Source organism: Meiothermus sp. CFH 77666, assembly GCF_017497985.1.
In the GTDB taxonomy this organism is placed as follows: domain Bacteria; phylum Deinococcota; class Deinococci; order Deinococcales; family Thermaceae; genus Meiothermus.
Genome location: NZ_JAGDFV010000018.1, coordinates 1 through 26,795 on the forward strand (window position 1 = coordinate 1; position 26,795 = coordinate 26,795).

Sequence of the window (26,795 nt, forward strand, 5' to 3'; positions counted from 1 at the left end):
TGCTTGGCTCACTGGCTTCCGCCGGCTCACCCGTGATTTCGAACGCTTTGCCCGCACTACCGAGGCCATCATCTACGCCTGCATGACCCGCATCATGCTCGCTCGCCTGGCTAAAATCGTGTGAGGCCGCTATTCAGACACACTCTAGAACAGACCCAGCCCAAAGGCTGTGAAGAGTCGGGTTGCCAATGCTTGCACTTGCGTTGAGGTATGCAGGCCCCAACCGGTGAGCGCTGGGAAGGAGGGGTATCCGGCCCGGTAGAGCCTGTCTTGCAAACCGGTCACCACCTCGAAGCTGCTGAGAAAGGTGCCGGGGTAGTAATAGCCCAGAATCTGCCGGAAGTCCCAGCCCTGCAGAGCCAGCCCTCGAGCGCCCCACTGGCTCATGCCCACCCCGTGGCCGTTGCCCTGTCCGAAGACCTGCCAGCCATCGAAGCGCACCCGGGTAGAGGGAAGTCCCAGACCCCGCAACAGGCGGGTGGACTGGGGAGCGTCAAGCTCCACACTACGGCTGCTGCCCACCACCCGAAGGCGTAAGGGGCGGCCACTTTCGCTAACGAAAAGGGGTGTGACGGCCTGCACGGCGCCGACCTGGATACCCAGACTGGCCAGACTGCGGGCGATGGCTGCGGGTGAAAGGGTGCGGCTCCAGGCGCCGTTTGGACTCTGAGCGAAGGGGTCGGGGCGCGAGACCAGGTAGGGCACGCTGCTGCCCCAGACCTCTGCCGAAGCAGCAGTGTAACCGCCCGAATCGGAATGGTAGACGGCGGTGATGGGTTTTTGATTGTAACTGACGATCAGGCTGCGGGTGGCGTAGACCGCGCTGGTGTGGCGGGGGGTTTCTACCGAGCGACCCAGGTATACCTGGCAACGTTCGCTAGCACAGATGTCGTAAAGACCCTGGGGGTTCAGACGATAGAGCGCGAAGGTGCGGGCCAGAATGGCCTGGGCTTGCAGCACTGCGTCCGGAAAGGAGGCCGGAACCTCGCCGGGAACAACCCCCAATAGGTAGTCCTCGAGCCAGACCCGGTTGATGAAGAGCACCCGCCCGGCCTGCCACACCGCCAGCAGGTTGCCGCGGTAGCTGCGTCCAGCAAAATTGAAGCCATCTGCCGGGACAAACTCCACCCACGGCCCGGCGCTCTGGCCGTCTACCAGTACCTCGCCCGGCCCTGCCGCAACCCGCAGGGTGCCCGCGCCAAAATCCTGGCTGCCGAGGGCGCTGTTGCGCTGGTGTGGCCCCAGTTGAATGCTGCCCCCCGAGGCTTCGGTGAGCAAAACCCGCAGCAACAAGTCCTGCTGAGCGTGGGCGACTCCCCAGAGCAGGAATAAGAGCATCCAGACGCGCAGCATGTCTCTCAGTATACGTTTGGGGTGAGGGCCACCGTGTTCATCTGGCGTTGAGGTAACGGCTGGTCAAGCGCCGGGGGCTTTACTAAGGCATTGCAGAGAGGCTAATACCTTGTCGTAGCTTCCAGGTCACACGTTGCAACTCAAACGGCTTTCGGCTTTGAGCTATCAGCTCTAACTCAGGCTGAGCGTATGGTTGCCCGTTGCGGGGAGTTCCAAAAGCCTGTCCAGCACCCGCTCGCCGTGTTTGAGCAGGTACATCAGGAACGGATAGACCCGCTCCTGCGGGGCTCTGGGGGCCAGGTGGCGCTGCAAGCGGGCAAACTGGGCGCCGATGGTGTTTTCCTGGTGCAGGGCGTTGTCCAGTATTTTGCGCTCGAGACGTTTTAGTTCGTGCTGGACGCGTACCTGGGCGCGGTGGCGGGGGCGGGTCAGGGTGGGGTCGGTGAGGAGGGCTTGTACCTGCTCGAACTCGGCCTCTATGCGCCGCAGGTGGGCCTGGATGGCCTGTACCCGTGCGTCTTGCTGGGCCAGGGCGGCCTTGAAGGCAGCCTCGGGGTCGGCCTGGAAAGCCCAGGCCTCGAGGCCATATTTTTGCAGGATGCGCTCAATGGGGGGCTCGAGGAGCGTAACCCCCATCCGGCGAATAACCGCAGGCGGCTTTAGCCCGTGCAGAGCATAAACCCCGCCCAGCTCGGCCACATATTTGAGTTCCCCAGGCCCCACCACAAAACCGGCAGTGGGCAGCACCGTGTCCTGCAATACGGGCCTCAGGCCCGCCGCCGGGGTAAGGCGGGCGGGGTCGTGGGCCAGAAGGCCCCGCAGGTCGGCAGGGGTGTAATGGCGCTCGCCATCCTCAAAGTGACCTGCGCGAAAGCGTAGCAGGCGTCGAATGCCGTCCGGGCCTTCCAAAAACAGATTGGTGGCGGCCTCACCCCGGCCCAGCACGGGCTCGAGGCCCGCTTTCTTCATGGCCTGGGCGGTGTGGTTGATGGCCTGGGAAGACGCCAGGGGGTCGGCAATTTCCCGCTCCAGCGCCGGCACGAACAGGGGGGCCAGTTCCTTGGCCATGGGGTCAAACACCACCAGCCCATGAGGGCCCAAAAATTCCAGCATCAGCCGGGCAAAAACCTCGCTGTAGCTCCAGTCGCCCAGCATGGCCCGGCAGATGCGCTCGCGCACCTCGGGATACCTGGCAAAGGGCCGGAGCAGGTTGCAGACCTGGGCAAAATAGGGGGCGAAAGCAATGCGCCCGGCGGGGTGAGCGGGGGGGAGCTTGAGCTCCAGGCTGTGTACGCGTTCTTCGAAGTCCAGCAGTTCTACGCTGCGAATTTCGTCGGTGTCGTGATCCTGTGAGGCCACCCAGAAGACTGGCACTACCGGCTGCTCCGCCGAACTATACTCCTGGGCCAGCTTGAGGGCCGCATGGGCCTTGTAAAAGGTGTAGGCCGGCCCGGTCAGCAGCCCGGCTTGCTGTCCGCTCACTACCACCCGGCTGTTCGGGTGGGCCAGTCGCTCGGCGGCCTCGAGGCTGGCCTGGGGGGCGCCCAGCCGCTTGAGGTAGGCCACCAGCCCCGCCCTCAGGGCTTCCCGCGGAGCATCCCTTGGGGTGCGCAGCAGCGCGGGCAGGCTTTCGAGGCCATACGGCAAGAACGAGTGCAGGGGGTCGGACATGGCTAGGGGATTCTATCGCCTGGACGTCCGCCACAGCGTAACTTGTGGCGGTTTTGGTGGCGCATGGAGTGTGAATCGGCAAAGGTGGTTTTCGCCAAAAACCGGTGGCCCGCACTCAAACCAAACGGGCTGCCCCAGACCCCGTGACCCTGTGGATGCCACCAGTACCATCTTTGCATCAATCGTATGCACACTGTGGGAGCAGTGATGTAGAGATTAGGGGGTAGGGGATAGGTGAGGAGACCCGCAATCTACTGTCTACCCCCCACTCCCAGCCAGTGTTTCGTTGATAGTTGGCTACACGACTGGTGTACCCGATAGCCTGGGAATTTTGCCGTCTGGCTGCCCTGTACTTCTACAACGATACTTGCCTCAAGGCATCGGGCTTGAGGATCAGGATGCGCCGGTAGCCCAGTTCGATGGTGTCGTCCAGGGCCAGCTCGCCCAGCACCTTGGTGATGGTTTCGCGGGTGGAACCGGCCAGATGGGCCAGGTCCTGGTGGGAGAGGGTGACCTCGAGCCCCTCCTCGCCCCTGCGCATGGCCGATAGCAGCGCTTTGGCCAGCCGGGGCAACACCTCCTTGAAGCGCAGGTCTCGCAGGCGCTCCTCGGCCTTCCGCAGCCTGCGCGAGAGCAGTTGCACAAAAGCGGCCTGAACCTCGGGAAAGCGGCTTGTGAGGCGCAGCAGGTCTTCCCTCGAGGCCGAGAGCAACTCAGAGTCCACCAGGGGTTCGGCAAACACCCCGTAGCGCTCGCCGGGCAGCAAAGCGCCTTCGCCAAATATGTCCCCGGCCCCCACCACGGTCAGGGTGATTTCTTCCTCCTGGGGTCCAAGCTGGAACAGGCGTACCCAGCCATCCTGGACGAAATACAGGGTCTTGGCTTCGTCCTCGGGGTAGCACACGTGGCTGCTCCGCCGGGCCGTGAAGCTACGGAATACCCGCTCGGCTTCGATCCTGGCTTCAGGGGGCAGGGTAGCGATGAACTCCGGAGTCATACTGATTAATTTAGCGGTTCTACCACGGACGCATTCCTAGCAAGGAATACAGATTGTAAGAAACATACCTTTGGAAGTGAACTGGATGGCTGGCCGCCTTGTTCATAGTATCTCGTGCTAGACAGAGTTTGCGCGTTTTGGGGGGCTGGCATCTACACCGGGTTCAAACAAAGTGGGGCTGGGCGGATGCAGGAAGCAACCCAGCCGCCTCACCGCGCCGGAACAGCTCGGCCACTGCGGCCTCGCCTTCAGGCCCTACATCCAGCGAGAACTCGTTCACATAGGTATGGATGTGCGCCCAGATCACTTCGTCTTGTAGCTCCTGGGCGTGCTGCTTGATGTAGACCACGGTCTCTTCGGGGTGGGCGTAGGCATACTCGAGGCTGGCCCGCACGGCTTGGTCTATAGCCCGAATGGTCTCGGTGCCCAGGTCACGCCGGGCCAGAATAGCCCCCAAAGGCAGGGGCAGGCCGGTTTCTTCTTCCCACCACTCACCCAGATCCAGCACCTTTTGCAGGCCGTACAGGTGATAGGTGAAGCGCGACTCGTGGATGATGAGCCCTGCGTCCACCTCGCCCCTTGCCACGGCAGGCATGATCCGGTCGTAACGCATCTCAACCGGCACAAAGCCCTGGCTATGCAGTGACAGCAGCAGGAAGGCGGTGGTGTGCTGGCCGGGAATGGCGATTCTTTTGCCCTGGAGCGCTCCAAGGGAACTTCTGGCTACCAAGAGTGGCCCTACTCCCCGCCCCATAGCCCCTCCGGCGCGGAGGGCAACATACTGCTCGCGCAGCCGTCCATAGGCAGCGTAGCTGATTTTGGTGAGGGGTAGCTGGCCCTGCAAGGCCCAGCGGTTGAGGGTTTCCACGTCTTCCAGGCGTTCGGTGATGGGGAAGGGGGTGGCTACCTTGCCGTGGGCCAGGGCGTAAAAAATAAAGGTATCGTTGGGGCAAAAGGAATAGCCAAGCTGCATGGTATTCATGCTACCGGCTGGGGGAGGGGGTCACAGTGAGCGGGGTTCCTGCCGGGAGGGCTGCTTTTTGGAAGCGCTGCTTTTGTTCCGGGTTTTCTTGCGGGGGGCTTTGGGAACCTCGAGCTTCATATCGGTCTTCCTGCCCACCATTTTGAGCAAATTGCCCAGGGTGGCTTCAAAGCCGACCCAACCCAAAAGCGTAGCCAACACCAGGAGGCTTTTGGGCGAGAGGGTGAGCCAGTCCGAAACCAGAATGGCCGCCAGGGTGCCCCAGAAAGCGCTGCTGAGGATGCGGAGGGCCTGCTTCCAGAACTTGCTTTGCACGCTTTCAACCAGAAACCTGAGCAGTGCGCCCGCCCCAGCGAACGCGCCGATGATGCCTAGAAGTTGCCAGGCCTCGAGTTTGGAAAGCAGGTCGGTGGTGGGCTGGGCCAGTTCCATGATTCACCTGTACTTTGGAGGAGTGGAGGGTTTATGTTATGTTTATAACATAAAATAGCCTAGTATTAGGTTATTCAAAAAATAATGGTTAGTCAATATGCCTAAAGAGATCGAATCTTAATCAAAATGACTTAGTATGGTTTAGAGGTATTTCCATGCTTCCCCCCCATTGGGCCACCGCCATCCGCCAGCAGCGCCTGCGTCTGGGCTTGTCGCAAACCCAGGTAGCGCAGGCGTCGGGATTGCTCAACCAGACCGAGGTAAGCCGCCTCGAGCGCGGCCTGATTCACCCCACCCTGGACTTGGGGGCGGCCAAACTGCGGGCGTTGCTCTCGGTACTCGGCTGGAGTTTGCCGGAGTTCTCTCAGGCCACGGGCTTGCAGTTGGCATTTGTAGAGAGTGAAGTGCCGGAGGGGGCCCGCCGGCTCGAGGCGGAGCTACACTTTGCCACCTTTCCCGTTCAGGCCACCGCCTCGGCAGGCCACCCGAACACCCCAACCAGCGAGGGCCTGGTCTCGATTCCACTGGAAGACCTGAGGGCGCTGGGGGTGCAGCCTGAAAATGTGCGGGTCTTTGCGGTCAACGGCGATTGCATGGTCTCGGAGAGCGTGCGGGCCATGGGCCAGAGCATCGCCCCGGGCGACCGGGTGGCGGTGGATACCGGGCGGATGCCCAGGGCCGGGGATGTGGTGGTGGCCTGGGATGGCCTGGGTGAGGTGTTGCTCATCAAGCGCTACCGGGAAGAAGGTGAGCACATCGTGTTTTATCCGGCCCGCCGTAGTGTCCCGCCGGTGGTGCGCCACCGCGACGACCCGGTCAAAATCATCGGGCCGGTGGTGTGGCGTGGGGGGCCGTTTAGGGGATAGGAAGGGGAAGCGAAAAGCCCAAAGCCGAAGGCTGAAAGCATCTGGACTTGCGACATGAGACCTGTGACCTGCGACATTTCTTCTCACTAAAGCCAATCCAGAAAACCCCAGTTACCTGTATAGTCCCTTGATACACTGAATCTGTGCGCTACTTGCGAGTGCTGGGCCGCTTTTGGGGGACGGCCCTGGCGGCGGAGCTCGAGTACCGGGGCAACTTTCTGGTGGCCGCGCTCTCGGCGCTGGGAGGCGCTGCCGGGAGCCTCTTTGGGATCTCGCTACTCTACCAGGGGGGCTATCAGCCGGGTGGGTGGAGGTTCGAGGAAGCCTTGCTGGTGCTGGCAGCTTTCCTGATGCTGGATGGCTTTGCCTTTACCCTGCTCTCGCCCAACCTCAACCGGGTGGTGGAGCAGGTGCAAAAAGGCACCCTCGATTTTGTGCTCCTCAAGCCGCTGGACAGCCAGTTCTGGCTTTCCTTTCGCACCCTCTCGCCCTGGGGTCTGAGCGATGGGGTGATTGGGCTTTTGCTGTGGCTCTATGCAGGCCACCGCCTGGGGCTGGGCCTGGCCGACTACGCGGTAGGCTTTGGGCTCCTGGCGGTGGCGTTTGTGATGCTTTATAGCCTGTGGTTCATCATTAGCACCAGCAGCATCTGGTTTGTCAAGGTGGCCAACGCCACCGAGGTACTGCGGGCTTTGCTCGAGGCGGGGCGCTTCCCCATGCAGGCTTTTCCGGTGGCCTACCGCTTCATCTTCACCTTTGTGGTGCCGGTGGCTTTCCTGACTACCGTGCCCGCCGAGGCTGCGCTGGGTCGCCTGACCCCGGCCAACCTGGCCCTGGCAGTTCTGATTGCCCTTTTCTTGCTACTATTTTCCCGGTTTTTTTGGCGCTTTGCCCTGCGGAGTTATACTTCGGCCTCGAGCTAAATACATCGTCGTAGAGATGTCCGTACACCTCCGGGTTTCCGGGAGGGATCGACATAGAGCCCCCTCCCTACGTTGTAGGGAGGGTGGGGGAGGGTATTGGGTGAGGCCCTGAACCGACCTGCTGTGTGAAGGCGCTGCTCAGCAACCCCACCTAACCTCCCCTATACGGTAGGGGAGGAACGAAAAGGTTTCTGCTAAGGCTTTTGCAAGAGCGTACTGCATAGTTCGTGCCGCAATGGACACTTTGTACGGGTATTTATACGACTGTGTACTAAACGCCTCCCGCCTATGTTTTGGATAATTGCATGACCGAAAATCAGTCGGGTATTGCGCCCGGAGCATGATTTTCTAGCACAGCCTGGATTCATCTCTAGACCTTATACGGGCGCAACTTAAACGCTTCCCTGGGCCTGTTGCGCGGTCTCTTTCCACACCGCCCGCAGCTTGCGCCAGACGGTAAAACCCAGCAACGATGCGGTACCGATGGCGGTTATCGCAATAACTGCAAAACCAACCCCTTGAACCCACATTGCGACCAGGTTCAGGCCCAGCGTAACGATCCATAGGGTTACGGTGGTACGGCGCTGGGAGAAGCCCCTGGCCAGGAGCCGGTGGTGGATGTGGTCTTTACCAGGGGTAGACATGGGGTTTTGCCGCTTGAGCAGGCGGCGGATAAACACCTGCGAAGTGTCCAGAATGGGCAGCAGCAAGAACAGAGCGGTAGGAACCAGCGAAAAAACCGTTGTGACCTTGAGGCTGCCCAACAGAGCGGTGGCGGCCAGCACATAGCCGAAGAAATAGGCGCCGGCATCCCCCATGATGATTTTGGAAGGGAAGAAGTTGTGCCGCAAAAAGCCGAGCGCAGCCCCCGAAAGCGCGGCCAGCACCAGGGTGGCCGCAACCCACTGGGGGTTCTGGGCCGAAACCGCCAGCAGGCTCATGGCCGTAATGAAGGCGATACCCCCGGCCAGGCCATCAACCCCATCCATCAGGTTGACCGCATTGGTAATGCCCACCACCCAGGCAATGGTCAGTACCGTTCCCCAAAAGGGATCCAGAGCGGTGCCGAAGGCGGCGTGAAAGCGAATATCCACCGCTACTAGAAGCAGAGCTGCCAGCAACTGCACCAACAGCCGAAATAGCGGCGGTAAGCCAAACTGGTCGTCCACAAAACCCACCAGCACCAGAATGGCTCCCCCCAACAGAATGGCGAGCACCTGTACCTGGACTTCCTGAATCAGAATGGGGCGCAGGGCGGTGGCCACCACCAGGGCGGCCACCACGCCGGCAAAAATAGCCAGCCCTCCAGCATTGGGCAGGGGTTCCTTGTTCAAGCGGCGGGCGTTGGGCTGATCGGCCCAACCTACTTTGAGGGCAAACTGCCGCACCCTGGGCATAAAACGCCAGGTGACCGTCCAGGCCACCAGAAAGGTGAAGACCACAATCAGCCAGCCCGAGCCGGTGGGGTTGGCGATGCCGATAGATTTGAGAAACTCAACCATACCCTGAACCGCTCTAGCTTATAGCGAATGGGTGAGGAATTGTGCAGGCGGGCTTTCACCGTGGGGGGGCAGTCCGGTTGAACCGATTGGGGGATTGGTGCAAAACCGAAAGCCAAACGCTTTGCAGACAGGAGCCATCTAACCAATCACGAAAACCAAAACAGCAGAGATGCCAACTTTAGGCTTTCAGCCTAAGCAACAGGGGCTAGAAAGCGTCCGACTCACTTGGTTCCATAGATTCTGTCGCCTGCATCGCCCAGACCCGGCACGATGTAGCCGTGGTTGTTGAGATGGCTGTCCACAGCCGCTACCACAATTTCTACATCGGGGTGTGCCTCCTGTACCCGCCTGATGCCCTCTGGGGCGGCGATGATGCTCATCAGTTTGATGTGGTGAGCGCCTTTGGCTTTCAGGATCGAGAGGGCATGCACAGCGCTGCCTGCAGTGGCCAGCATGGGGTCGGTGAGGAAGACCCTGCGCTCGGCAATATCGGCAGGGAGTTTGCAGTAATACTCCACCGGGTTGAGGGTCTGTGGGTCGCGGTAGAGCCCGATGTGCCCCACTTTGGCAGCGGGCACCAGCTTGAGGATGCCATCTACCATAATTAACCCGGCCCGCAAAATGGCTACTACCGCCAGTTTCTTGCCCGAGAGCATGTGGGCGGTCATGGTGGTGAGGGGGGTTTCGATGGTGACGGGGTCGAGCTCGAGGTCGCGCATGGCCTCGTAGGCCATGAGCATGGTGACTTCTTCCATCAGCTCGCGGAACTCTTTGTTGCCGGTATTTTTATCCCGAATGATGGCCAGCTTGTGCTGAACCAGGGGGTGGTCTACCACGGTCACCTTCATGTTGGCTGAATCGTAACACCGGAATGTAGGGGAGAGCAAATGACCGCCGAGGCACGCTTGTGGAGTGGTCATGGGCTAGCCAATGGCGGCGAGGCATTGAGCCTTCGGCCTTAGGCTTTCAGCATTCCTATCAGGCTAAGTCCGGGCTATAGTTTTGGTAGAAACGCAAAGCCTTGGGCATTTTGTCGGCTACAGCGGCCTCGAAACCCGTGGGTTCTTTGGTGCGGAACCAGTGCATGTCGTGCAGGTAGGTGAGGGGTACCCAGAAGCGCAGGCGGCGCCAGAGTGCTTTGGGCTCGGGGTAGCCCTGCACGATGCTTTGCAAGGCGGCCAGGGCTTTGTCCTCGCCCAGCAGAACCAGCGTGCCGGTGGTCAGGATGGCCAGGTCGCGGGCGGGGTCGTCGGGCTGGGCCCGCACCCAGTCCACCACCAGGGCTGCGGGCACGCCCTGGGCTTGAGGGTGCTTCAAGAGGATGTTACCGGCGTGGGGGTCGCGATGGCAGAAAGCCTGAGGGGTTCCGGCGACTTCTTCTATATGTTGCCGCAGCCAACCCACCAACTGCTGGGCCTCAGGGAGGTCGTGCAGGGTGCCGCCAAACTGGTTGAGGCGGTCTTGCAGGCGGGATCGGCTCACCACACCGGGCTCCTGGATGGAGTGCAGGCGCACAAAGAATCGGGCTAACTCCTCCAGGGCGGCCTGACTAAAACGTTCGGGGGTGAAGTTGGCCCCAGGATAACGCTTGGTGACCAGAATGCCGTGCTGGTTGAGCGTGTAGGCCTCCACCACCCACTCGCCCAGCCCCGCTTTGGTCATGTTGAGGGCTTCCAGACGGGCGGCGTAGATGCCGCCGGGTTCTGTGGTTTGGGGTGGGTAGACCTTGAACACCAGGCCATCGCCCGCGAAGGTACGGGCTTCCGCCCCACCTACAAGGGGGGTGAGGGGCATCTGGTAGCGGGCCTCGAGGGCCGGAAGAATCTCCACCTTGCACAGCATACCCAGGCCGGGTCAGTCCGAGGCCACCTGGGGGGTGGGCACGGGCGGCTCCACTTTAGGGGCTGGCGCAGGAGCCAGCACTCTGGGCCAAGGAAAGCGGATCATGACCAGGGCAGCCGTCAGGGTGAGCAGACCCATCACGGCCACGCCCCAGCGGGCCCCCAGGGCATCGATCAGAAAGCCTGAAAGATAGGCCCCCAGCGGCCCGGAGCCCAGCAAGACCATTGAGTACACCGACATCACCCGGCCCCGGATGCGGTCGGGTGCAATGAGCTGGACGGTGGTGTTGGAGTTGAGCATGGTGGTGATCATGCCCAGCCCGCCGACGCCCAGCGCCACCGCGACCCAAAGGGTGGGGAGGGGCAGGGCCAGGGTCATGAGAGATAATCCCAGAATCATGCTGCCCAACACAGCCCGTATGGGACGGGCCCTGGAAGCGATGGCCTGCACCAGGGCGGCCACGATGGAGCCGAGCCCCACCGCCGACATCAAGAAGCCGAACCCCTGCGCGTCGAGGCCGAGCTCGAGCCTCGCATAGGAAGGCACGATGGTCTGAAAGTTCATGCCCAGCAAACTGGTCAGCCCCACCAAGATCACCACCTGCCGCACCAGCGCATGCCCCCAGACAAAGCGCAAGCCCTCGAGGGCATCCTCCACAACCCCGCTGTGCTGTGGTTTTATCTTGCTGTCCGGTGTGATGAACAAGACCCCAATCAGCGGAATAAAGGAAAGTGCGTTGGCCAGATAACTCCAGGAGAGGCCAAAACCCGCAATGAGCAGCCCGGCCAGAGCGGGCCCCACGAGCCTCGAGGTGTTGAAGCCAAATGAGTTCAGGGCTATTGCGCCCGGATAGCGCTCCTTACCTGCTAGTTCCACAGTAAACGCTTGTCGCACCGGCAAATCTAATGAGTTGAATAGACCGTACAGGAAAGCGAACACCAGGACGTATTCGTAGCGCACCAACCCGGTCACGATCAGGGCAAACATGCCAAAAGCCAGCACCGCCATGCCGCCCTGGGTGATGAAGAGCAGGTTGCGTCGGCTGTAGCGATCCGAGAGCACCCCTGCAGGAATGGAGAACAGGAGTGAGGGCAAAAACTGCAAGGCGACCACCAGGCCCAGCCGCTCCGCGCTGCCGGTTAGTTCCAGCACCAGCCAACCCTGGGTTGCGGCTTGCATCCAGGTTCCTAGTTGCGAAAGAAACAGGGCAATCCAGTAGGTTCGATATTTGGGGTCGCGTAATAAGGCTAGCGCCAGCACAGACCCATCATACCCCTAAACTGACCGGCGGGTCAGTTTGTTTGCGCCGAATCAGGCTTTTATCGTTTTCCCCTTTCCCTCTCCCCTTGCGGGAGAGGGTGGCGACAGCGCCGGCTGGTAAGGTGCTCCTTTTGCCAAATGAAACAATTCTGCCGGTAACCGCTGTCGCCGGGTGAGGGGTTGAAACAACGATGCCCGAGCAAATGATAAGAGCCTGGCGCCGAATGAACTGGGGTAGCGATCCAGGGCAACCACAAAATGTACCGCTCGTCTGATGTCTGATGTATGCCCCTTGACTTGTTGTAGGTAATCTGTAAACTGTCCACAGCCGGAAGTTTAGCCTGGTTCCATCGAGCTAAAGCGATGGTTCACAATACTTTGAATCTAAGTCCGGTTCGGAGGAGGTTCAACTGATGAGACTCTCGAAGTTGCTCGTAATTTTACTGGTGCTGGTGCTGGGGACTACCCTGGCCCAGCAGCGGCCCCGGGTGGTCATTCCCACCGGTAGCACCGGAGGAGTGTTTTTCTTCTATGGGCAAGCCATTGCCAAGCTGCTGAGCGAGGCGGGTGTGGCTGATGCCACTGCCCAACAGACCGGTGGTTCCTACGACAACCTGCTGCTCCTGCGCGACCGCACCGATCCCGCTTCGCGCACCTACTACTGCGCCCTGGCCACCACCGACTCTGCGCTGGTCACCTATACCGGCGAGGAACCTCGCTTTGCCCAGCGCAAGGCCGATATGCAGCGCATCATGTTCTACATGTACCCCAGCCTGATCCACATCGTGACCACCGAAAGCTCGGGCATCAAGTTTGTGGGCGATCTGCGGGGTAAGCGGGTCTCCACGGGCCAGCCTGGCTCCTCTACCGAAAACCTGGCCCTGCTGGTGTTGAAGGGTGCGGGGGTGGATGTGCGTGAGTTTGCCAAGCGGGAGCGCCTGCCCGCTGCCGAGTCGGCCAAGGCCCTTTCCGAAGGCACCATTGATGCCTACTTCTGGGTGGGTGGGGTGCCTACCGCCAGCGTAGTGGAGCTGGCCCAGAGCCTGACCCGTAAAGGTGACCAGATTAAGCTGGTAGACTCCCCTCGTACCGGCCCTACCGCGCAACTTCTCATGAAGGAGTTTCCTGGCATTATTACTACGGGGGTGCTGCCTAAATCGGCTTACGGAACCAAGGACAACGTGTTTGCGCTGTTTACCGGCAATGTGTTCCTTTGCCCGGCCTCCATGCCCGATGACCTGGCCGCGGCCATCATGAAGGCTGTATTCAGCAACTTGCAAACCCTGGTCACTGCCACTGCTGCCGCTCGCGATACCACCATCAAAAACACTGTTGATCTGGTAAACCAGAAAATGGTAATTCCTTTCCATCCAGGTGCTTTGCGTTATCTGCGCGAGATCGGTGCTATCCGATAAGGCTTGAAACCATACCGGCTCCCTCAAGACCTTTGGGGGAGCCTTTCCCTGACTCAAATCACAACCCGATGGCGGAACCCTTACAGCTTCTTATCCAGATTCGCCTTGTTTCTTGCGGAACTGTGACGAGCCAACCCGACCGGCGAGCGACGCTTTTTTCGCTGGCTGCCAGGAAAGGGTTTGTTCCAGGTTTCAAAAAGACAGTCTCTAGTGGTCTGATAACAAAGTATTTGAGATGGCTTGAATAAACCCAACTCCTGCCCTTGACTTCCTATGGTCATTCCGAGGCGAATGCGGTGCAACGAGGAATCCCGTACTGCAGAGGAATGGTGAATACAGTGGACTGAGGCACAACGGATTCCTCACTCCGCTTCGCTGCGTTCAGAATGACAAGAAAATAAAGTTACCGGAGCACCAGGTTTTGAAAACTGTCTTCTGAATCCGGCATTACACTGAGCTGCTTGCAAGAGACTGCTTCCTGTACAAGCTTTGTTCGAACTGGATAGACAAGCACATCGAATAAACTCGTTGTGTATTCTAAAAACAGTGACAGAAGCAGCGATATAATCTCGGTCAAAATCAGTTTTTTGGGAGGTGACATGGAAATACCTCAAGATAGTACGGGCAGAACCACCCTGATGGGGCGCGTCATCTGGGTTATTCTGCTAGTTGCAGCGCTTTTTAGCTTGTATCTGGTGGTTCACCCTTTTACCCCGCTGAGCCGCCTGGATATCAGCATCCTCGACCAGGTACAGCTACGCCGGGCTACTCATGTTTTGCTGCTCTTGGTAGCAGGGTATCTGATTACCTCTCGTCTTCCCGCTGCCAGGCGCACGGTGGGTTCATGGGTTTTTGCGGCCCTCACCCTGCCTTTTCTCTACACCTTCTGGGTGCCCAATGTGCCGGGAGTGGACATCCCGCTGGCGGGTAAGCTAATGGGAACCCTAGCCTGGGCACTGGCGGTGCTGCCGGTTTTGTTGCCGCAGATACGCCGCTATACCGATATTCTCGCGGCACTGCTGGCCATTGCGCCCTGGGCCTACCAGGTGCGCTATTACGAAGAGCTGGTCAACCGGGCAGTCATTCCGGCTGGCTGGGATATGGCCATGTCCTTCACCATCATTATTCTGGTGCTGGGACTGGTCTCTCGCTTGCTGGGTCCCATCATGCCCTCGTTGGTACTCATTTTCCTGGCCTACAACATGTATGGCCAGTATGTGCCGGGCACGTTTCGTGGGGCGAAAAACGGCATTGATCTGATCCTGGGCAAGACCTACAACGAAACCGAGGCCGGTATCTATGGCCTCATCACCGGGGTATCGGCCAAGTACCTGGTCTACTTCACCATCCTCTCAGGGCTGATTGGTGCGCTGGGGCTGGGGCGGGTAGTGGCCAATATTGCTCTGGCAATGGTGGGTCGCACCCCGCAAACCCCTGGCCGGGTAACCGGTATTGCTTCGGTCTTCATGGGCATGTTCAGTGGCTCGGGGGCAGCCGACACCCAGTTTGTGGCTACCCTGACCAAGCCGCTCTACGAAAAAGCCAACTACGACAAGATGATCGCTGCGGGGCTGGTCGCCACGGCTGGTACCATTGCGCTCATTACCCCCCCGGTGCTGGGCTCAATTGCCTTCGTGATGGTGGAAATTTTGCAGATTAGCTATTTGTGGGTGATCATCATGGCGATTGGGCCCATGCTTTTGTACCTGGCGAGTATCCTTACTTTCAACGAATTCTATGCGCGTAAGGCCAAGTTGCCACCAGTCGGTGCGGATATCGAACTGGGATATCGGTATGCCCTTCGCTACAGCACTATCTTTATCCCTATTGTCCTGATTGTGGTGATGCTCTTTTTGGGCACCGAGGTTTCGACGGCTGTGTACCTAGCTTCCCTAGCCTTTATTCTGATCTGCTACCTTGACCCCACGCTAAGACCTGCACCCCTGGCCGAGGCCATGCGGAGTCCGGCCTACAAGGTGGGGCTGCCCCTAGGCATCGGGCTGGCCCTGGGGGGCGCTTTTCTGCCGGTGCTGGCAGGCTGGGATCTGGGTAAAATACCGGTTTTGCCCGTGACGCTAGCGGTGCTGGGGCTTTTGCTGGGCACCTTTGTTTACCCGACCCTGGCCAGCGGCAAGGTGCGCGGGACCATTGAACCGATTGCGCTGGGCCTGGCCGAGGGATTCCGTCAACTGATTCCCATTGGTTCAGCAATTGTGGCGGCAAACCTGATTTTCGGCATGATGGTGATTACCGGCCTGCCTTCCAAGTTCTCGATATTCCTCGGGCAGGTTTCCGGAGAAAGCCTGTTGCTTGCGACCCTGGTCACGGCTGTCTTCAGCCTGATTCTGGGCATGGGGGTGCCGCCGACGGCGACCTATGTGCTGACCGCCTCGCTGACGGCTCCAGCGATTATCAAGATTGCAGCAGCCAACTTCCAGGGGTATGGCCTCGAGCCCCAGCAGGCGGTGCTGGCTGCAACCCTGGCTACCCACATGTTCCTCTTCTACTACGCGGTGCTGGCCGACGTGACCCCGCCGGTGGCGCTCTCGGGCTACGCAGCGGCCTCGGTGTTCAAAACCAACCCCATTCTTACGGGGGTTTATGCGGCGCGGGTGGCGCTGGCCAAGTACATTATCGGCTTCTTCTTCCTGCTCTCCTTTACCGGAACCGGCCTGCTGATTCTGCCGATTGTGCAGAACGTGCCGGGCATTGAGGGCTGGTTCATCATCCTCGAGCGCTTCTTCTTCACGGGTACAGCCATCGTCTTCCTGGCCGCCGCCACGGTGGGGTACACCCGTCGGCCCCTGCAACGCTGGGAAAGCTGGGTGATGGGTTTGCTGGCAATCGCTCTGTTCTACCCCTATCCCAACCTCTGGATGCCCTTCATTCCCTTCGTGCTGGGACTGCTCTTCTTCCTGCGCGGAGAAAGCACCAAAACACCCCAGCCCCAGGCGGCGGACTAGCGTTGGGTGAGGCAAGCTTTTAGAGCACTCTGCACAAAAATCGAGCCATTCGCGATTAAGAACCCCTTGTCCTGGACAGAACACTGGCCGCCTGGGTGGGCGGCCACGTCTGTGAAGGGCGCTGTAACAACTTTAGGCGTAGAACCAACTTTTAACGGCGCATGAGGTAGGGGCGGAGTGGGAGGTGGGTGGTGGGTCTTAAACACCTACCCCCCAGATCCACGGTATACGATGTGCTCAGGTAAAAGCGGTATTGCACACACCTTGTAAAGCCTTTGGCTTTGAGCTTTCGGCCCTGGAGGTGTCGCCGGGTGAGGTAAGAACGCCCCTCAAAAAACTATCCTGGTAAGTTCGGTATTAGAATGAGCAGGTGCAGACCTCATCTCCCTCCACTTTTGACCGCAACGCGCTTCTGCTGGCGTTTGCCTGGCTGGTCGCGCTGGTAGCGACGCTTGGGAGCCTCTACTACTCTGAGGTACGCAACTTTATTCCCTGCACCCTGTGCTGGTACCAGCGCATCGCCATGTATCCACTGGTGTTCCTGTTGGGCATTGCAACCTGGCGTAACGATGCTGGCATCAGGCCCTATGCCCTGACTCTTTCGCTACTGGGGTTGTTCTGGAGCAGCTATCACCTCCTGGAGCTATGGGTTCCGGGGGTTGCGCCCAATGTTTGCAAGGGCCCCATTCCCTGCAACGTCGAGTACGTGCCCAGCTTTCCCATTCCGCTTCAGGCGGGGATTGCTTTTTTGTTCATCTCGGTAGCGCTATTCTGGGTGCGCCCGGCCCGCCGATAGGGGGGTCAGGCCCATTTGCGTACCCAGCGTGGCAGCCACAGGGTGCAGAATAAAGCCGTCAAAAACGGCAGGGTTAGGGTGAGGGCCAGGGTGGGGTCGGCCAGCCCAAAGAGGGCGCCCAGGCCCATCAGCAATAGAGCTACAAAGGCGAACGCCCGGTGGCCTGTAAGCTGAAGGCGCTGAACAAGCCGGACAAGCCCTGAAGAGCCCTGGGCGCTTGTGGAAGCACCGGGGGTCATGGCTTTGGTCAGGCCCAACATGCCATACCAGGCCAGGAGCAGCATGACCGAAATCACCAGCAACGCATCGCGCCAGGTGCCTACCGTCTGCACCGACAGCACATACACCGCCTGAATCGCTACGGTAAGCCCTACATGGATGGCGCTTTGCAAGCGGTTCTGGGCTTTGCTCAGGCTCACCTCTGCCGAGACCCACAGTGCCATAGCCCAGGCCCCCGCTGCAAATAGCAGGGCCAGGAGCAGGTCAATACCCATCCCGCACCACGTTTTGCAGGGGTTCGCCGCGCACATACCGCGCTACCTGCTCGCGCACCAGCCGGAAGCCCCGCTCGAATAGCTTGGGGGTTGAGCCGGCCATGTGGGGGGTCAAGAACACCTCCGGCAGCGACCATAGGGGATGGCCCTCGGGGAGGGGTTCGGGGTCGGTGACATCGGTGACCAGGCGCACCTGCTTGGCCCGGATGGCCTCTACCAGGGCCTCCTGATCCACGGTTTTGCCCCGCCCAGCATTGACGAACAGCACCCCCGGTTTCATCTGGGCAAACTGGGCCGCCCCAATCAACTTGTCGGTGGCCGGGGTGTGTGGCAGCAGGTTGATGACCACGTCGGCTTGGGGAAGCAGGGCGGGCAGGTCGGCCCAGGCATGAACGCCCTCGCGGGCCGTGCGGGCTACCCGGATAAACTGAAGCTCAAAAGGGGCCAGGCGCTTTTCGGTGGCTCGGGCAATGGAGCCGTACCCCAGAAACAGCACCGTGGAGCCCTCGAGGTCGTCTACCCAGCGGTAGGCCCAGCGCTGCTCCCGCTGGGCATCGCGGAACTCGGGGAAGCGCTTGACGGCGCCCAGCACCGCTGCCACAATCCATTCCGACACCGGAATATCGTGCACCCCCGCCGCATCACACAGCACGATGCCAGGGGGTAGCCGTGGCAGAATCCAGTCCACCCCCGCCGTAAGGGTCTGCACCACCTTGAGCTGCTTCAGGTTGGGCAACTCCGCAAAAAAACGCCTGGCGCCGCCATACGGAGCTACGGCAAACTCGGCCCGCAGGGCCTGCTCCGACAAGGGGGCTTCCTTGGGCAGAAAGGCAATCTCTACCTCGTCGGGGAAGCCCTGCAATAGACTGGGTTCAGTTGCTTCAGGAACCAGGAGTATCATCAGCGTTACTATAAAGCGTTTTGCGAGGGTTTTAGTGCTCGGTGTGGCAGCAAGATTCTATCTGAGACGGCCCATCTAGTTTCTGGGCCTGGCTCGAGGCAGCCCACCCGGGGCCTGTACAATCGCGCTAGCCGTGAGCGATGCATCCGATATTCAAACACGCAAGCGCAAACACCTCGAGGTCTGCCTTCACGAGCCGGTGGAGTACACCCGCCTCACCACCGGGTTTGAGCGCTACCGCCTACGCTACCGGGCCCTACCCGAGCTGGCCTTGCAGGAGGTGCGTTTATCCACCGAATTTCTGGGCAAAACCCTCCAGGCCCCCTTCTTGATCGGGGCCATGACCGGCGGCGAGGCGCACGGCGCGCGCATCAACCGGGCGCTGGCCCAGGCCGCCGAACATCTGGGGGTGGGCCTGATGCTGGGTAGCCAGCGGGTCATGCTGGAGCGCCCCCAGGCCAGGGCCAGTTTTCAGGTGCGCGAGGTAGCGCCCACCACGCTCCTGATTGGCAACCTGGGGCTGGTACAGCTCAACAAGGGCTACGGCCTGGCGCAGCTCGAGCAGGCCGTACAGCAGGTGGGGGCCGATGCCCTCGCGCTCCACCTGAACCCCTTGCAGGAGGCCCTTCAGGTGGGGGGCGATACCGACTTTAGCGGTTTGCTGGACAAACTGGCGGGTCTTTTGCCTCAGGTTTCTTTTCCGGTCATCCTTAAGGAAGTGGGGCACGGCATTGGGCGCGAAGTGGCCGAACAGTTAGCCCCCCTGCCTGTGGCTGCCCTTGATGTGGCGGGCGCAGGGGGTACGAGCTGGGCCAGGGTAGAAGAGCTTGTACACCACGGGCGTATCCTGCACCCCGAACTGGTGGAGATGGGCATCCCCACCGCAGAGGCCCTGGTGGAGTGCCGGCGTATTCTGCCCCACAAGCCCCTGATCGCCTCGGGGGGCATTCGCACCGGCACCGATGCCGCCAAGGCCCTGGCCCTAGGGGCGCAGCTGGTGGCGGTGGCCCGCCCGCTGCTGAAACCGGCCCTGAAGGGCCCGGAAGCAGTGGTGGAGTGGCTCCTGAACTTCCTGCACGAACTGCGGGTGGCCCTTTTTGCCATCGGCGCACGCACCCCCGCCGAGGCTTTTGGGCGCATCGAAAAAGTCTGACCGGATAAAAATAGGAGGGCCCCGGTTTTTTCCGGGGCCTCTGGCTGGTTGCGGGGATAGGATTTGAACCTATGACCTTCGGGTTATGAGCCCGACGAGCTACCAGACTGCTCCACCCCGCGACGGCGGCTGCACGTGACAGCTTTTACATACTAGCGGGGGAGACCCGCTCGGTCAAGATGGTCTGCAATTTGGGTGCGTTCCAAAATCAACCAATGAACCCAGACGGTCAATCCCCCTTGGGGTACTGCACAAAGCTCTATCCAAGCCCCCGTAGGGGTACTCGGTCTGCGCCGGAAGGTCAGTGCCGCTACGGTGATCGGCATCCAGAGGGGTTTCACGACGAGTTGGGGTTGTTGAGGCTGGTTGAAACAGGGACACACCCTGCAATTTTGCCAGGCTTTTATTGTTTTCCCCTTTCCCTCTCCCCTTGCGGGAGAGGGTGGCGACAGCGCTGGCAATTTTGCAATCTCCAATACTGCATGGCCCGAAAGAATCCCCTTTCACCGACCGCAGCAGGAGCGCGCTCCAGGATTCAAAAAGAGGGCCTCCAGGGCTATTGGTTCTGCAATCGGTCTGTTTGCACCCGCAATTGCAGCCCTCGCTTGCAGAAATGCTGCTGAATTTCATGGCCAAATTAGGCTTGACAAGTGCATTTGCCGCTTGAGCAGTTTCTTCACGTGCTACAATGGGCGTCAAGATGAGGATTAACCTGAAGGAGACGCTATGAAACAACTTTTGTGCGCGGCGCTTCTGATTTTTTCGCTGGGCTTAGCGCAGCAAAGTCAGCCCGCCCCTGCTGTTCAGCAAACGCTGCAACAGGCCCAGGCTGCCCTCGAGGCTGGGCGCCTCAACGAAGCCGTGCAGGGTTTTGAGGCGGTCATTGCCCGGGATTTCTCCAATTACAGCGCCCACTTTGGGCTGGGTCTGGCCCTGTACCGCCTGGGCGACCTGCGAGGCGCTGCCTTCGAGTTCACCCAGCTCACCGCCCTCGATCCCAATCGTTTTGAGGGGTGGTTCAACCTGGGGGTGGTGCGCGACCGCCAGGGCCAGGCTGCCGAGGCCGCCCAGGCCTTTGCTAAAGCGGTCGAGGTGGGCGAGAAAGCCAACCTGAGTGCCGCTGATCTCAAACCTGCATACATTGGCCAGGTCAAGGCCCTGCGCACCCAGGGGCAGCACGAAGCCGCTACGGCTGCCGCCCGCAAGGGCTTAGAGAAACTCCCCGGTGACGCCGAGCTGACCTCTTTGCTGGCCGATAGCCTGATCAGGGCCAACAAACCCCTGGAAGCCCTGCCGGTGCTTTACCAGATCCTCGGCAACGACCCCGCCAACGTGCAGGCCATCTCGCAAATTGCCGACATCTACGTAGCCCAGGGGTTACCCTTGCGAGCGCTGCGCGAGATTGACCGGGGCCTCGAGGCCACCAAAGACAACTCGGTACGGGCCCAGCTGCTCCTCAAAAAGTCTTCCCTGCAACAAGGCCGTGAGCAACAGGCTTCACTACAAGAAGCCGTTCGCCTCGATCCCAAGCTGTGGGCTGCTCATTACAACCTGGGGGTAGCCCGCTTGCGCGATGGCAACCCCAGGGGGGCTCTGGAGTCTTTCCAGAGTGCCTATGCCCAGAACCCCGATGAGCCCAAGGTGTTGTTGGGACTGGCCACAGCCTATGACCGTCTGGGCCAGGCCGCCGAGTCGGGGCGCTTCGCTGCGATGGCCGTCAAAGCCAGCCAGGGAGCCGACAGGCTAGATGCTTTGTTCCTGCAGGGGAAGTCCTCGTATGCCTTGCGTCGCTACACCGAGGCGGTCGAAACCCTTTCGCAGGTGACCCAGCAAAGGCCCGACAACGCCGAGGCCTGGTTCTTCCTGGGGGTCTCGCAGTTCAATCTGAAGGACTACGCTGCCGCAGCAGCATCGCTGGAAAAAGCCCAGGCCCTGGCGCCCAGTGCCCCCACAGCGGCCAACCTGGGGGCGGCGCTGTACTCTGCGGGCAAATACTCCGACGCCGAGCGGGTGCTCTCGCAGGCGGTAGCCTTGGATGGCCGTAACTCGGTAGCGTGGTACAACCTGGGTCTCACCCTGCGCTCCTTGGGCCGACTGGCCGAAGCCCGGCGGGCCTGGCAGCGCTCTGCCGACCTGGGTTATGCCCCTGCCCGGGACTTATTGCGGTAGATTGATGGCATGGGTTGGCTTAGAACAAACTGGCTCGATGCGCTGATCTTCCTGCTGGTTGCGGCCATTATGGCGGGTGTGGTGCTTTTTCTGACCGGGGTTAACCCGTTCGCTGGGTCACCGGGGGGGGCTACGCCCCCTTCTAGTGTTCCCCCTTCGGCTCCGCAAGCCCAACCCCCAACCTCCCTCCCTGCACCACAACCCCAGCTGCAAACTGCCCCCGCAACCCCCCAGCCGGGATCCCAAACCCCGCCCGCCGCTCGGCCTCAGCCCCAGCCGGAACCCGAAACGGTGGTCACGGTGTTGCCCGTCCCTCAGGCGCCTGCGGCCCCAACTTCCGTGCCCAAGCCTGTTCCGGCTCCTCCTAAGGTAGAGGACAGACAATCGCAACCGGTGCAGCCGGAGACGGCCCGTCCTGCGTCTGCGCCCAGGCCTGAACGTCCAAATCTGACCGCCGATGCGGGAGGAAGCTGGCGGGTGATGGTGGGCTCGTTTGGCAACCGCGAAAACGCTGAACGCCTGGCCGCAACCCTGCGCCGACAGGGCTATCCGGTGGGCCTCGAGGTCTCCGGTGAACTCACCCGGGTCTGGGTGGGCCCCTATAGCAGCCAGGCTCGAGCCCGCACCATCGCCAACACCCTTGGTCAGTACCAACCCCAGGTCGCTCGAATGGCAGCCAGTACCCCTGCAGCTCCCACCCCCGAACCCCAGACCGAGCCCGCCCCCAGCGCCAGCCGTTTCCTGCAGGTAGGGGCTTTCCGCAATGCCCAGAGTGCTCAGTCGGTGGTTGAAGCGGTGCGGCAAGCGGGCTATCCGGTGGTGCTAGTGGAGGAGGGCGGCCTGGTGAAGGTGCGCGTGGGCCCCCTGGACGATGCCTCGGCGGCTGCTGCGGCCCTGCGGGCCAGGGGCCTCGAGGTTCTGGAGGTTCGCTAGATGTTCCTAACAGGAGTTCTATATGGCTAAAGTACCCAGCGCGGCCATCTCCCGCCTGGTCACCTACCTGCGGATTTTGGAAGACCTCGAGGCGCGGGGTATCAACCGCACCTCCTCCGAACAACTGGCCGAGGAAGCCCAGGTCACCGCTTTCCAGGTACGCAAAGACCTCTCGTACTTTGGTAGCTACGGCACCCGGGGGGTGGGCTACACGGTACAGATTTTGCGCCGGGAACTGCGGCAAATTCTGGGCCTCAACCGCAGGTGGGGACTGTGCATTGTAGGTATGGGCCGGTTGGGCCAGGCCATCGCTGACTATCCCGGCTTCAGCGAAATTTTCGAGCTAAAGGGCCTTTTTGACCGCGACCCCTCCAAAGTAACCACCACCTTCCGTGGCCTCTCGGTTGAAAGCATGGACAACCTGCCCCGGGCCGTGGCCGAAAGACGCATCGAGTTCGGCCTTCTGGCCGTTCCTGCTGATTCGGCCCAGGCGGTGGCCAATCGTCTGGTAGAGTCAGGGATAAAGGGCATCCTGAACTTCGCCCCGGCAGTTCTGGAAGTGCCCAAGGAAGTGGCAGTGGAGAACGTAGATTTCCTGGCCGGACTCAGCAGGCTTTCGTTCTTCGTGCTCAACCCCAAGTGGAGAGAGGAGATGATCGGATGAAAAAGCTTATCGCCCTGGTGGTGACCGCTTTTATGCTGGCTGGGTGCAGCAACTTTGTGACGGACTTTGGTATTCCCAGCGTACGCTTCAGCACCAAGTCCTTTGGCCCGGTCTCGGGGGGTGGTTACGTCATTGAACTCGAGTTGCAGCCTTACCTGGGCAGCCCCTCAGGGCAGATTTCTCGTATCCTGCTGACGCCGTCTCCCAATCAACTTCCCAGCGTTAGCATTCCAGAGTGCCTTCCCCCCACTGCAGCCGATGCCTGCCCCAAAATCTCTTACACCCTAACTTTTGGGGCGAACCCCGGCACGGTGTCCATCACCGGATACGAGGCCATGAGCCTGAACAACACGGTGCGTACGGTAACGCTGCCGGTTCCGCACGTGATCAACCCTTGATAAGCCAGCCCTAAACGAGCAGGTAAGCCAGCCCTACTCTTTTTAGAGTAGTTGTGAATATCATGATGATATGAGCATCAAGGACTTCACCTCGACCCTCGAGGTTCAGTTAGAAGCCTTCGAGGAACAGCTGCGGGCGGTGGTGCGCTCGGAGGTGGAGTTCGTTCGTCTCATCGAGGAAGACCTGGTGACGGCGGGGGGCAAGCGGGTGCGGCCCCGGCTGGTCTTCCTGTCCAGCGAGGTGCTGGGCGGGGTTCCACATGCAATGGAGCTGGCCCTGGCGGTGGAGCTTCTGCACTCGGCCTCGCTCCTGCACGACGACCTGGTAGACGATGCCGAGACCCGGCGCGGTAAGGAGGCGGCCTTTCGCAAGTATGGCAACGCGGTCTCGGTGCTTTCGGGCGACTATTTGCTATCCCGTTTGATGGCCCTGCTGGCCCAGACCGGGCGGATGGAGCTGGTGGCGATGTTTGCCGAGACCGCCCGGCAGCTTTCCGAGGCCGAAGTCCTGCAGTTTCAGGTGGCGGCGCTGCACGACTACTCGCTGGAAAACTACGAGCGCATCATCGACGGCAAGACGGCCTCGGTGATGCGGGTGGCCTGTGAGGGGGCGGCGGTGCTGGGCGAGGCACCGGTGGAAGAGCGGGAGGCCCTGGCCCGCTTTGGCTCCCTGTACGGGCAGGCTTTCCAGATGCGCGACGACTACCTGGACTTGATGGGCACCCCGGAGGTGCTGGGCAAACCGGCCGGCGGCGACGTGCGCGAGGGCAAGGTGACGCTCATCACTTTGCGGCTTCTGGAGGCTTACCCTACCGAAGTGGAGGCCATCTTCAGGCGCAGGGCCAGTGAGCCGAACGATATCGCCCGCCTGCAGGAGCTGGCGGTGCTATCGGGGGCCGACCTCGAGGTCACCCAGGCCATCGCGGCACGGGTTGAGCAGGCCATCGCGGCTCTCCGGGTGCTGCCCCCTTCCATCTACCGCGACGAACTCGAAGCTCTGGCCCGGCGTGAGCTGGTGCGGGTAAGGTAGCCAGAAGTGCACTTCGGTTGAGTATCCATCATCCGAGACATCGGGTGTTTGGAGCGCTCTGCATTCCATAGGAGGTAGGGGATAGGGGGTAGGGGACAGGTGATGGAGACCCACCACCTACCCCCTACCACCCACCCCCGCATGCTTGTTTGGGAGCTACCCATCCACAGGGGTGGGCTTTCCCTGTTCATCAACCGCCACATAAGTCAGGTTTCCCTTGGTCGCCAACATCCGGGGCTCGCGCAGGTTCTCGCGGTAGACCTCGACCTCCACCGTGAGCGAGGTGCGGCCCACTTTCGTTACTCTGGCCACGACCTCGAGCAGATCGCCCACTTTGATGGGCACCTCGAACACCACCTCACCGACCCGTACCGTTACACAGCGCTTGCGGGCCCGGCGGATGGCCGCGTAGGAGCCTACCTTATCCATCAGGCCTAGTACAAAACCCCCGAAGGCGTTGCCCCCAGGGTTGGCGTGTTCGGGAAAGACCAGTTCCAGTGTGCGGGCTTCGCTCATACCATCACCGCACACAGCCTACCGGTTGGCCGCAGGGGTCGGCAATCTACCTGATGCTAAAAGTTTGTGTGTGAACCCGATGCTCCACCCTCGAGCCTTTTCGTTTCTTCCAAACCAGCCTACAGGTATACTCATGAGCGTCGAAATTAGGGTCAAACGCCCATGCGGGCTGTGACAAAATGGCCCCAAGACCTACGAAACGGAGGTTTGCAAATGCCGCTCAGAAATGCCTACCGCCCCCCCGGAGATGCCAGCCTGTGGGATAGCTTTTTGCGCCGCCTCGAGGCCACCATCAAGGTAGCCAAAATCCACCCCGCCACCATCCAGTACCTGACCCACCCCAAGCGCTCGGTGGGGGTTTCGCTGCCGGTGGTGATGGACGACGGCAGTGTGCGGAACTTTACCGCCTACCGGGTGATTCATAACATCGCCCGGGGCCCTGCCCTGGGGGGGGTGCGCTATCACCCGGAGGTCGGGTTGGGCCAGACCTGTGGCATGGCGGCCTGGATGACCCTGAAATCGGCGGTGTTTGGCCTGCCCTTTGGGGGGTCGGCGGGTGGGGTGGTGGTAGACCCGGACAAGCTCTCGAGGCGCGAACTCGAGCGGGTCTCGCGCCGCTACGTGACCGAACTCATTGAACTGATTGGCCCGGATGAAGATGTACTGGCCCCCGATCTGGGCACCAACGATACCGTCATGGCCTGGTTTCAGGATACCTTTACCATGACCCGTGGTCAGACCACCCTTAGCGCCGTTACGGGCAAGCCACCCCAGCTCGGGGGGGTGGCGGTGAAAGACGAAGGCGGTGGCCAGGGGTTGGTGTATGCGCTCTCGGATCTGGCCCAGGTCAAAGGTTGGCCGGTGGTGGGGGCCAGCATGGCCATTCAGGGTTTCGGCCAGGTGGGCAGTGCGGTGGCCCGATACGCAGTCAGGGAAGGGCTAAAGGTGGTGGCCATCTCGACCAGCCAGGGTGGGGTGTACAACCCCGAAGGGCTGGACGTGGCGGCCCTCGAGCAGCACTATGCCGAGCGGGGCAATCTGGAAGGCTTCCCGGGAGGCAAACCCATCACCAATCACGAACTTTTGACCCTGAAGGTGAACTACCTGGTTCCGGCCGCCGTAGAAGGCGTTATAAACGAATACAATGCCAGGCAAATTGCAGCCCAGGTGGTGTTGGAGGGGGCCAACGGGGCCATCACCCCGGAGGCTGAGTACCTGCTCCAGCTCCAGGGTACGCAGATAGTACCCGACATCCTGGCCAACGGTGGCGGGCTGGTGCTCTCGTACCTCGAGTGGGTGCAAGACCTCTCGATGCTTTTCTTTGAAGAAGGCGAAGTGCAGCAAAAGCTGCGCGAGTTCATTCACCAGAGCTTGCAAGCCGTGCTCGAGCGGGCCAAACCCCTGCAGGGCGACCTGCGGGCGGGGGCGTATGCGCTGGCTCTCGAGCGCATCAACGAGGCCAGCCGCTTACGCGGTGTGTATCCCTGAACAGAGGCCGCCGTACTGGTACATCGGCTATCAACTATGAGCTATCC

Annotated in this window: 24 protein-coding genes and 1 tRNA gene; 12 read left to right on the forward strand and 13 right to left on the reverse strand. The window is 60.9% G+C overall.

Annotated features, from left to right (window positions below; genetic code table 11):
- Positions 1-144 precede the first annotated feature (144 nt).
- The 5 genes from J3L12_RS10200 to J3L12_RS10220 form a co-directional block, all read right to left on the reverse strand.
- Positions 145-1,353: a SpoIID/LytB domain-containing protein gene (locus J3L12_RS10200; RefSeq protein ID WP_208014953.1), complete on the reverse strand. Its 1,209-nt coding sequence runs from the start codon at positions 1,351-1,353 to the stop codon at positions 145-147.
- 171 nt (positions 1,354-1,524) lie between these two features.
- On the reverse strand, positions 1,525-3,024 hold the full coding sequence (gene bshC, locus J3L12_RS10205) for a bacillithiol biosynthesis cysteine-adding enzyme BshC (RefSeq protein ID WP_208014954.1): 1,500 nt from the start codon (positions 3,022-3,024) through the stop codon (positions 1,525-1,527).
- Between the two features lie 355 nt (positions 3,025-3,379).
- Positions 3,380-4,021, reverse strand: coding sequence for a Crp/Fnr family transcriptional regulator (locus J3L12_RS10210; protein ID WP_208014955.1), 642 nt, complete (start codon positions 4,019-4,021; stop codon positions 3,380-3,382).
- A gap of 163 nt (positions 4,022-4,184) precedes the next feature.
- Complete coding sequence (locus J3L12_RS10215; protein WP_208014956.1) at positions 4,185-5,003, reverse strand: 1,4-dihydroxy-6-naphthoate synthase; 819 nt, start codon at positions 5,001-5,003, stop codon at positions 4,185-4,187.
- A gap of 21 nt (positions 5,004-5,024) precedes the next feature.
- The gene (locus J3L12_RS10220; protein ID WP_208014957.1) at positions 5,025-5,435 is read right to left on the reverse strand and encodes a hypothetical protein; all 411 of its coding nucleotides are present in this window, start codon (positions 5,433-5,435) and stop codon (positions 5,025-5,027) included.
- Positions 5,436-5,590: 155 nt separating this feature from the next.
- On the opposite strand from J3L12_RS10220, the gene J3L12_RS10225 reads away from it, so the two are divergent.
- Positions 5,591-6,301 carry a S24 family peptidase gene (locus J3L12_RS10225; protein WP_208014958.1) on the forward strand — a complete coding sequence of 237 codons (711 nt, stop codon included), beginning with the start codon at positions 5,591-5,593 and terminating at the stop codon, positions 6,299-6,301.
- A 143-nt stretch (positions 6,302-6,444) separates the two neighbouring features.
- On the forward strand, positions 6,445-7,224 hold the full coding sequence (locus J3L12_RS10230; RefSeq protein WP_208014959.1) for an ABC-2 family transporter protein: 780 nt from the start codon (positions 6,445-6,447) through the stop codon (positions 7,222-7,224).
- A 392-nt stretch (positions 7,225-7,616) separates the two neighbouring features.
- Here the strand turns inward: J3L12_RS10230 and J3L12_RS10235 are convergent, their stop codons facing one another.
- The 4 genes from J3L12_RS10235 to J3L12_RS10250 all read right to left on the reverse strand — a co-directional run bounded on the left by J3L12_RS10235 (position 7,617) and on the right by J3L12_RS10250 (position 11,828).
- Positions 7,617-8,726: an MraY family glycosyltransferase gene (locus J3L12_RS10235; protein WP_208014960.1), complete on the reverse strand. Its 1,110-nt coding sequence runs from the start codon at positions 8,724-8,726 to the stop codon at positions 7,617-7,619.
- Between the two features lie 221 nt (positions 8,727-8,947).
- Positions 8,948-9,574: a uracil phosphoribosyltransferase gene (gene upp / locus J3L12_RS10240; protein ID WP_208014961.1), complete on the reverse strand. Its 627-nt coding sequence runs from the start codon at positions 9,572-9,574 to the stop codon at positions 8,948-8,950.
- Between the two features lie 130 nt (positions 9,575-9,704).
- Entirely contained in the window at positions 9,705-10,556 is an 852-nt protein-coding gene (locus J3L12_RS10245) for an aminoglycoside phosphotransferase family protein (protein WP_347708880.1), read from the reverse strand.
- A gap of 24 nt (positions 10,557-10,580) precedes the next feature.
- Entirely contained in the window at positions 10,581-11,828 is a 1,248-nt protein-coding gene (locus J3L12_RS10250; RefSeq protein ID WP_208014963.1) for an MFS transporter, read from the reverse strand.
- Between the two features lie 413 nt (positions 11,829-12,241).
- Between J3L12_RS10250 and J3L12_RS10255 the strand changes: the two genes are divergently transcribed.
- From J3L12_RS10255 to J3L12_RS10265, 3 genes are all read left to right on the forward strand, one after another.
- A complete protein-coding gene (locus tag J3L12_RS10255) occupies positions 12,242-13,243 on the forward strand; it encodes a TAXI family TRAP transporter solute-binding subunit (protein WP_208014964.1) in 1,002 nt (333 codons plus the stop codon).
- 599 nt (positions 13,244-13,842) lie between these two features.
- Positions 13,843-16,206, forward strand: coding sequence for a TRAP transporter fused permease subunit (locus J3L12_RS10260; protein WP_208014965.1), 2,364 nt, complete (start codon positions 13,843-13,845; stop codon positions 16,204-16,206).
- Positions 16,207-16,576: 370 nt separating this feature from the next.
- Entirely contained in the window at positions 16,577-17,002 is a 426-nt protein-coding gene (locus J3L12_RS10265; RefSeq protein ID WP_208014966.1) for a disulfide bond formation protein B, read from the forward strand.
- 5 nt (positions 17,003-17,007) lie between these two features.
- On the opposite strand, the gene J3L12_RS10270 is transcribed toward J3L12_RS10265, so the two are convergent.
- Positions 17,008-17,496 (reverse strand): hypothetical protein, encoded by a 489-nt coding sequence (locus tag J3L12_RS10270; protein WP_208014967.1) that lies wholly within the window; start codon positions 17,494-17,496, stop codon positions 17,008-17,010.
- On the reverse strand, positions 17,486-18,397 hold the full coding sequence (locus tag J3L12_RS10275) for a 2-hydroxyacid dehydrogenase (RefSeq protein WP_208014968.1): 912 nt from the start codon (positions 18,395-18,397) through the stop codon (positions 17,486-17,488). Before J3L12_RS10275 ends, J3L12_RS10270 begins: the two co-directional genes overlap by 11 nt.
- 133 nt (positions 18,398-18,530) lie before the next feature.
- Here J3L12_RS10275 and fni point away from each other — a divergent pair, with 133 nt between their 5' ends.
- Complete coding sequence (fni, locus tag J3L12_RS10280; protein WP_208014969.1) at positions 18,531-19,550, forward strand: type 2 isopentenyl-diphosphate Delta-isomerase; 1,020 nt, start codon at positions 18,531-18,533, stop codon at positions 19,548-19,550.
- 45 nt (positions 19,551-19,595) lie between these two features.
- On the opposite strand, the gene J3L12_RS10285 is transcribed toward fni, so the two are convergent.
- Positions 19,596-19,672: transfer RNA gene (locus J3L12_RS10285), tRNA-Met, on the reverse strand.
- 604 nt (positions 19,673-20,276) lie between these two features.
- On the opposite strand from J3L12_RS10285, the gene J3L12_RS10290 reads away from it, so the two are divergent.
- From J3L12_RS10290 to J3L12_RS10310, 5 genes are all read left to right on the forward strand, one after another.
- Positions 20,277-21,719: a tetratricopeptide repeat protein gene (locus J3L12_RS10290; protein WP_208014970.1), complete on the forward strand. Its 1,443-nt coding sequence runs from the start codon at positions 20,277-20,279 to the stop codon at positions 21,717-21,719.
- 393 nt (positions 21,720-22,112) lie between these two features.
- Positions 22,113-22,652: an SPOR domain-containing protein gene (locus J3L12_RS16735; RefSeq protein ID WP_347708881.1), complete on the forward strand. Its 540-nt coding sequence runs from the start codon at positions 22,113-22,115 to the stop codon at positions 22,650-22,652.
- 22 nt (positions 22,653-22,674) lie between these two features.
- Positions 22,675-23,316, forward strand: a complete 642-nt coding sequence (locus tag J3L12_RS10300; protein ID WP_208014972.1) for a redox-sensing transcriptional repressor Rex — start codon at positions 22,675-22,677, stop codon at positions 23,314-23,316.
- Complete coding sequence (locus J3L12_RS10305; RefSeq protein WP_208014973.1) at positions 23,313-23,714, forward strand: hypothetical protein; 402 nt, start codon at positions 23,313-23,315, stop codon at positions 23,712-23,714. The genes J3L12_RS10300 and J3L12_RS10305 overlap by 4 nt, the downstream gene beginning before the upstream one ends.
- 70 nt (positions 23,715-23,784) lie before the next feature.
- Positions 23,785-24,744: a polyprenyl synthetase family protein gene (locus tag J3L12_RS10310; RefSeq protein ID WP_208014974.1), complete on the forward strand. Its 960-nt coding sequence runs from the start codon at positions 23,785-23,787 to the stop codon at positions 24,742-24,744.
- A 156-nt stretch (positions 24,745-24,900) separates the two neighbouring features.
- On the opposite strand, the gene J3L12_RS10315 is transcribed toward J3L12_RS10310, so the two are convergent.
- A complete protein-coding gene (locus J3L12_RS10315; RefSeq protein WP_208014975.1) occupies positions 24,901-25,260 on the reverse strand; it encodes an acyl-CoA thioesterase in 360 nt (119 codons plus the stop codon).
- 213 nt (positions 25,261-25,473) lie between these two features.
- Between J3L12_RS10315 and J3L12_RS10320 the strand changes: the two genes are divergently transcribed.
- A complete protein-coding gene (locus tag J3L12_RS10320; RefSeq protein ID WP_208014976.1) occupies positions 25,474-26,748 on the forward strand; it encodes a Glu/Leu/Phe/Val dehydrogenase in 1,275 nt (424 codons plus the stop codon).
- Positions 26,749-26,795 lie beyond the last annotated feature (47 nt).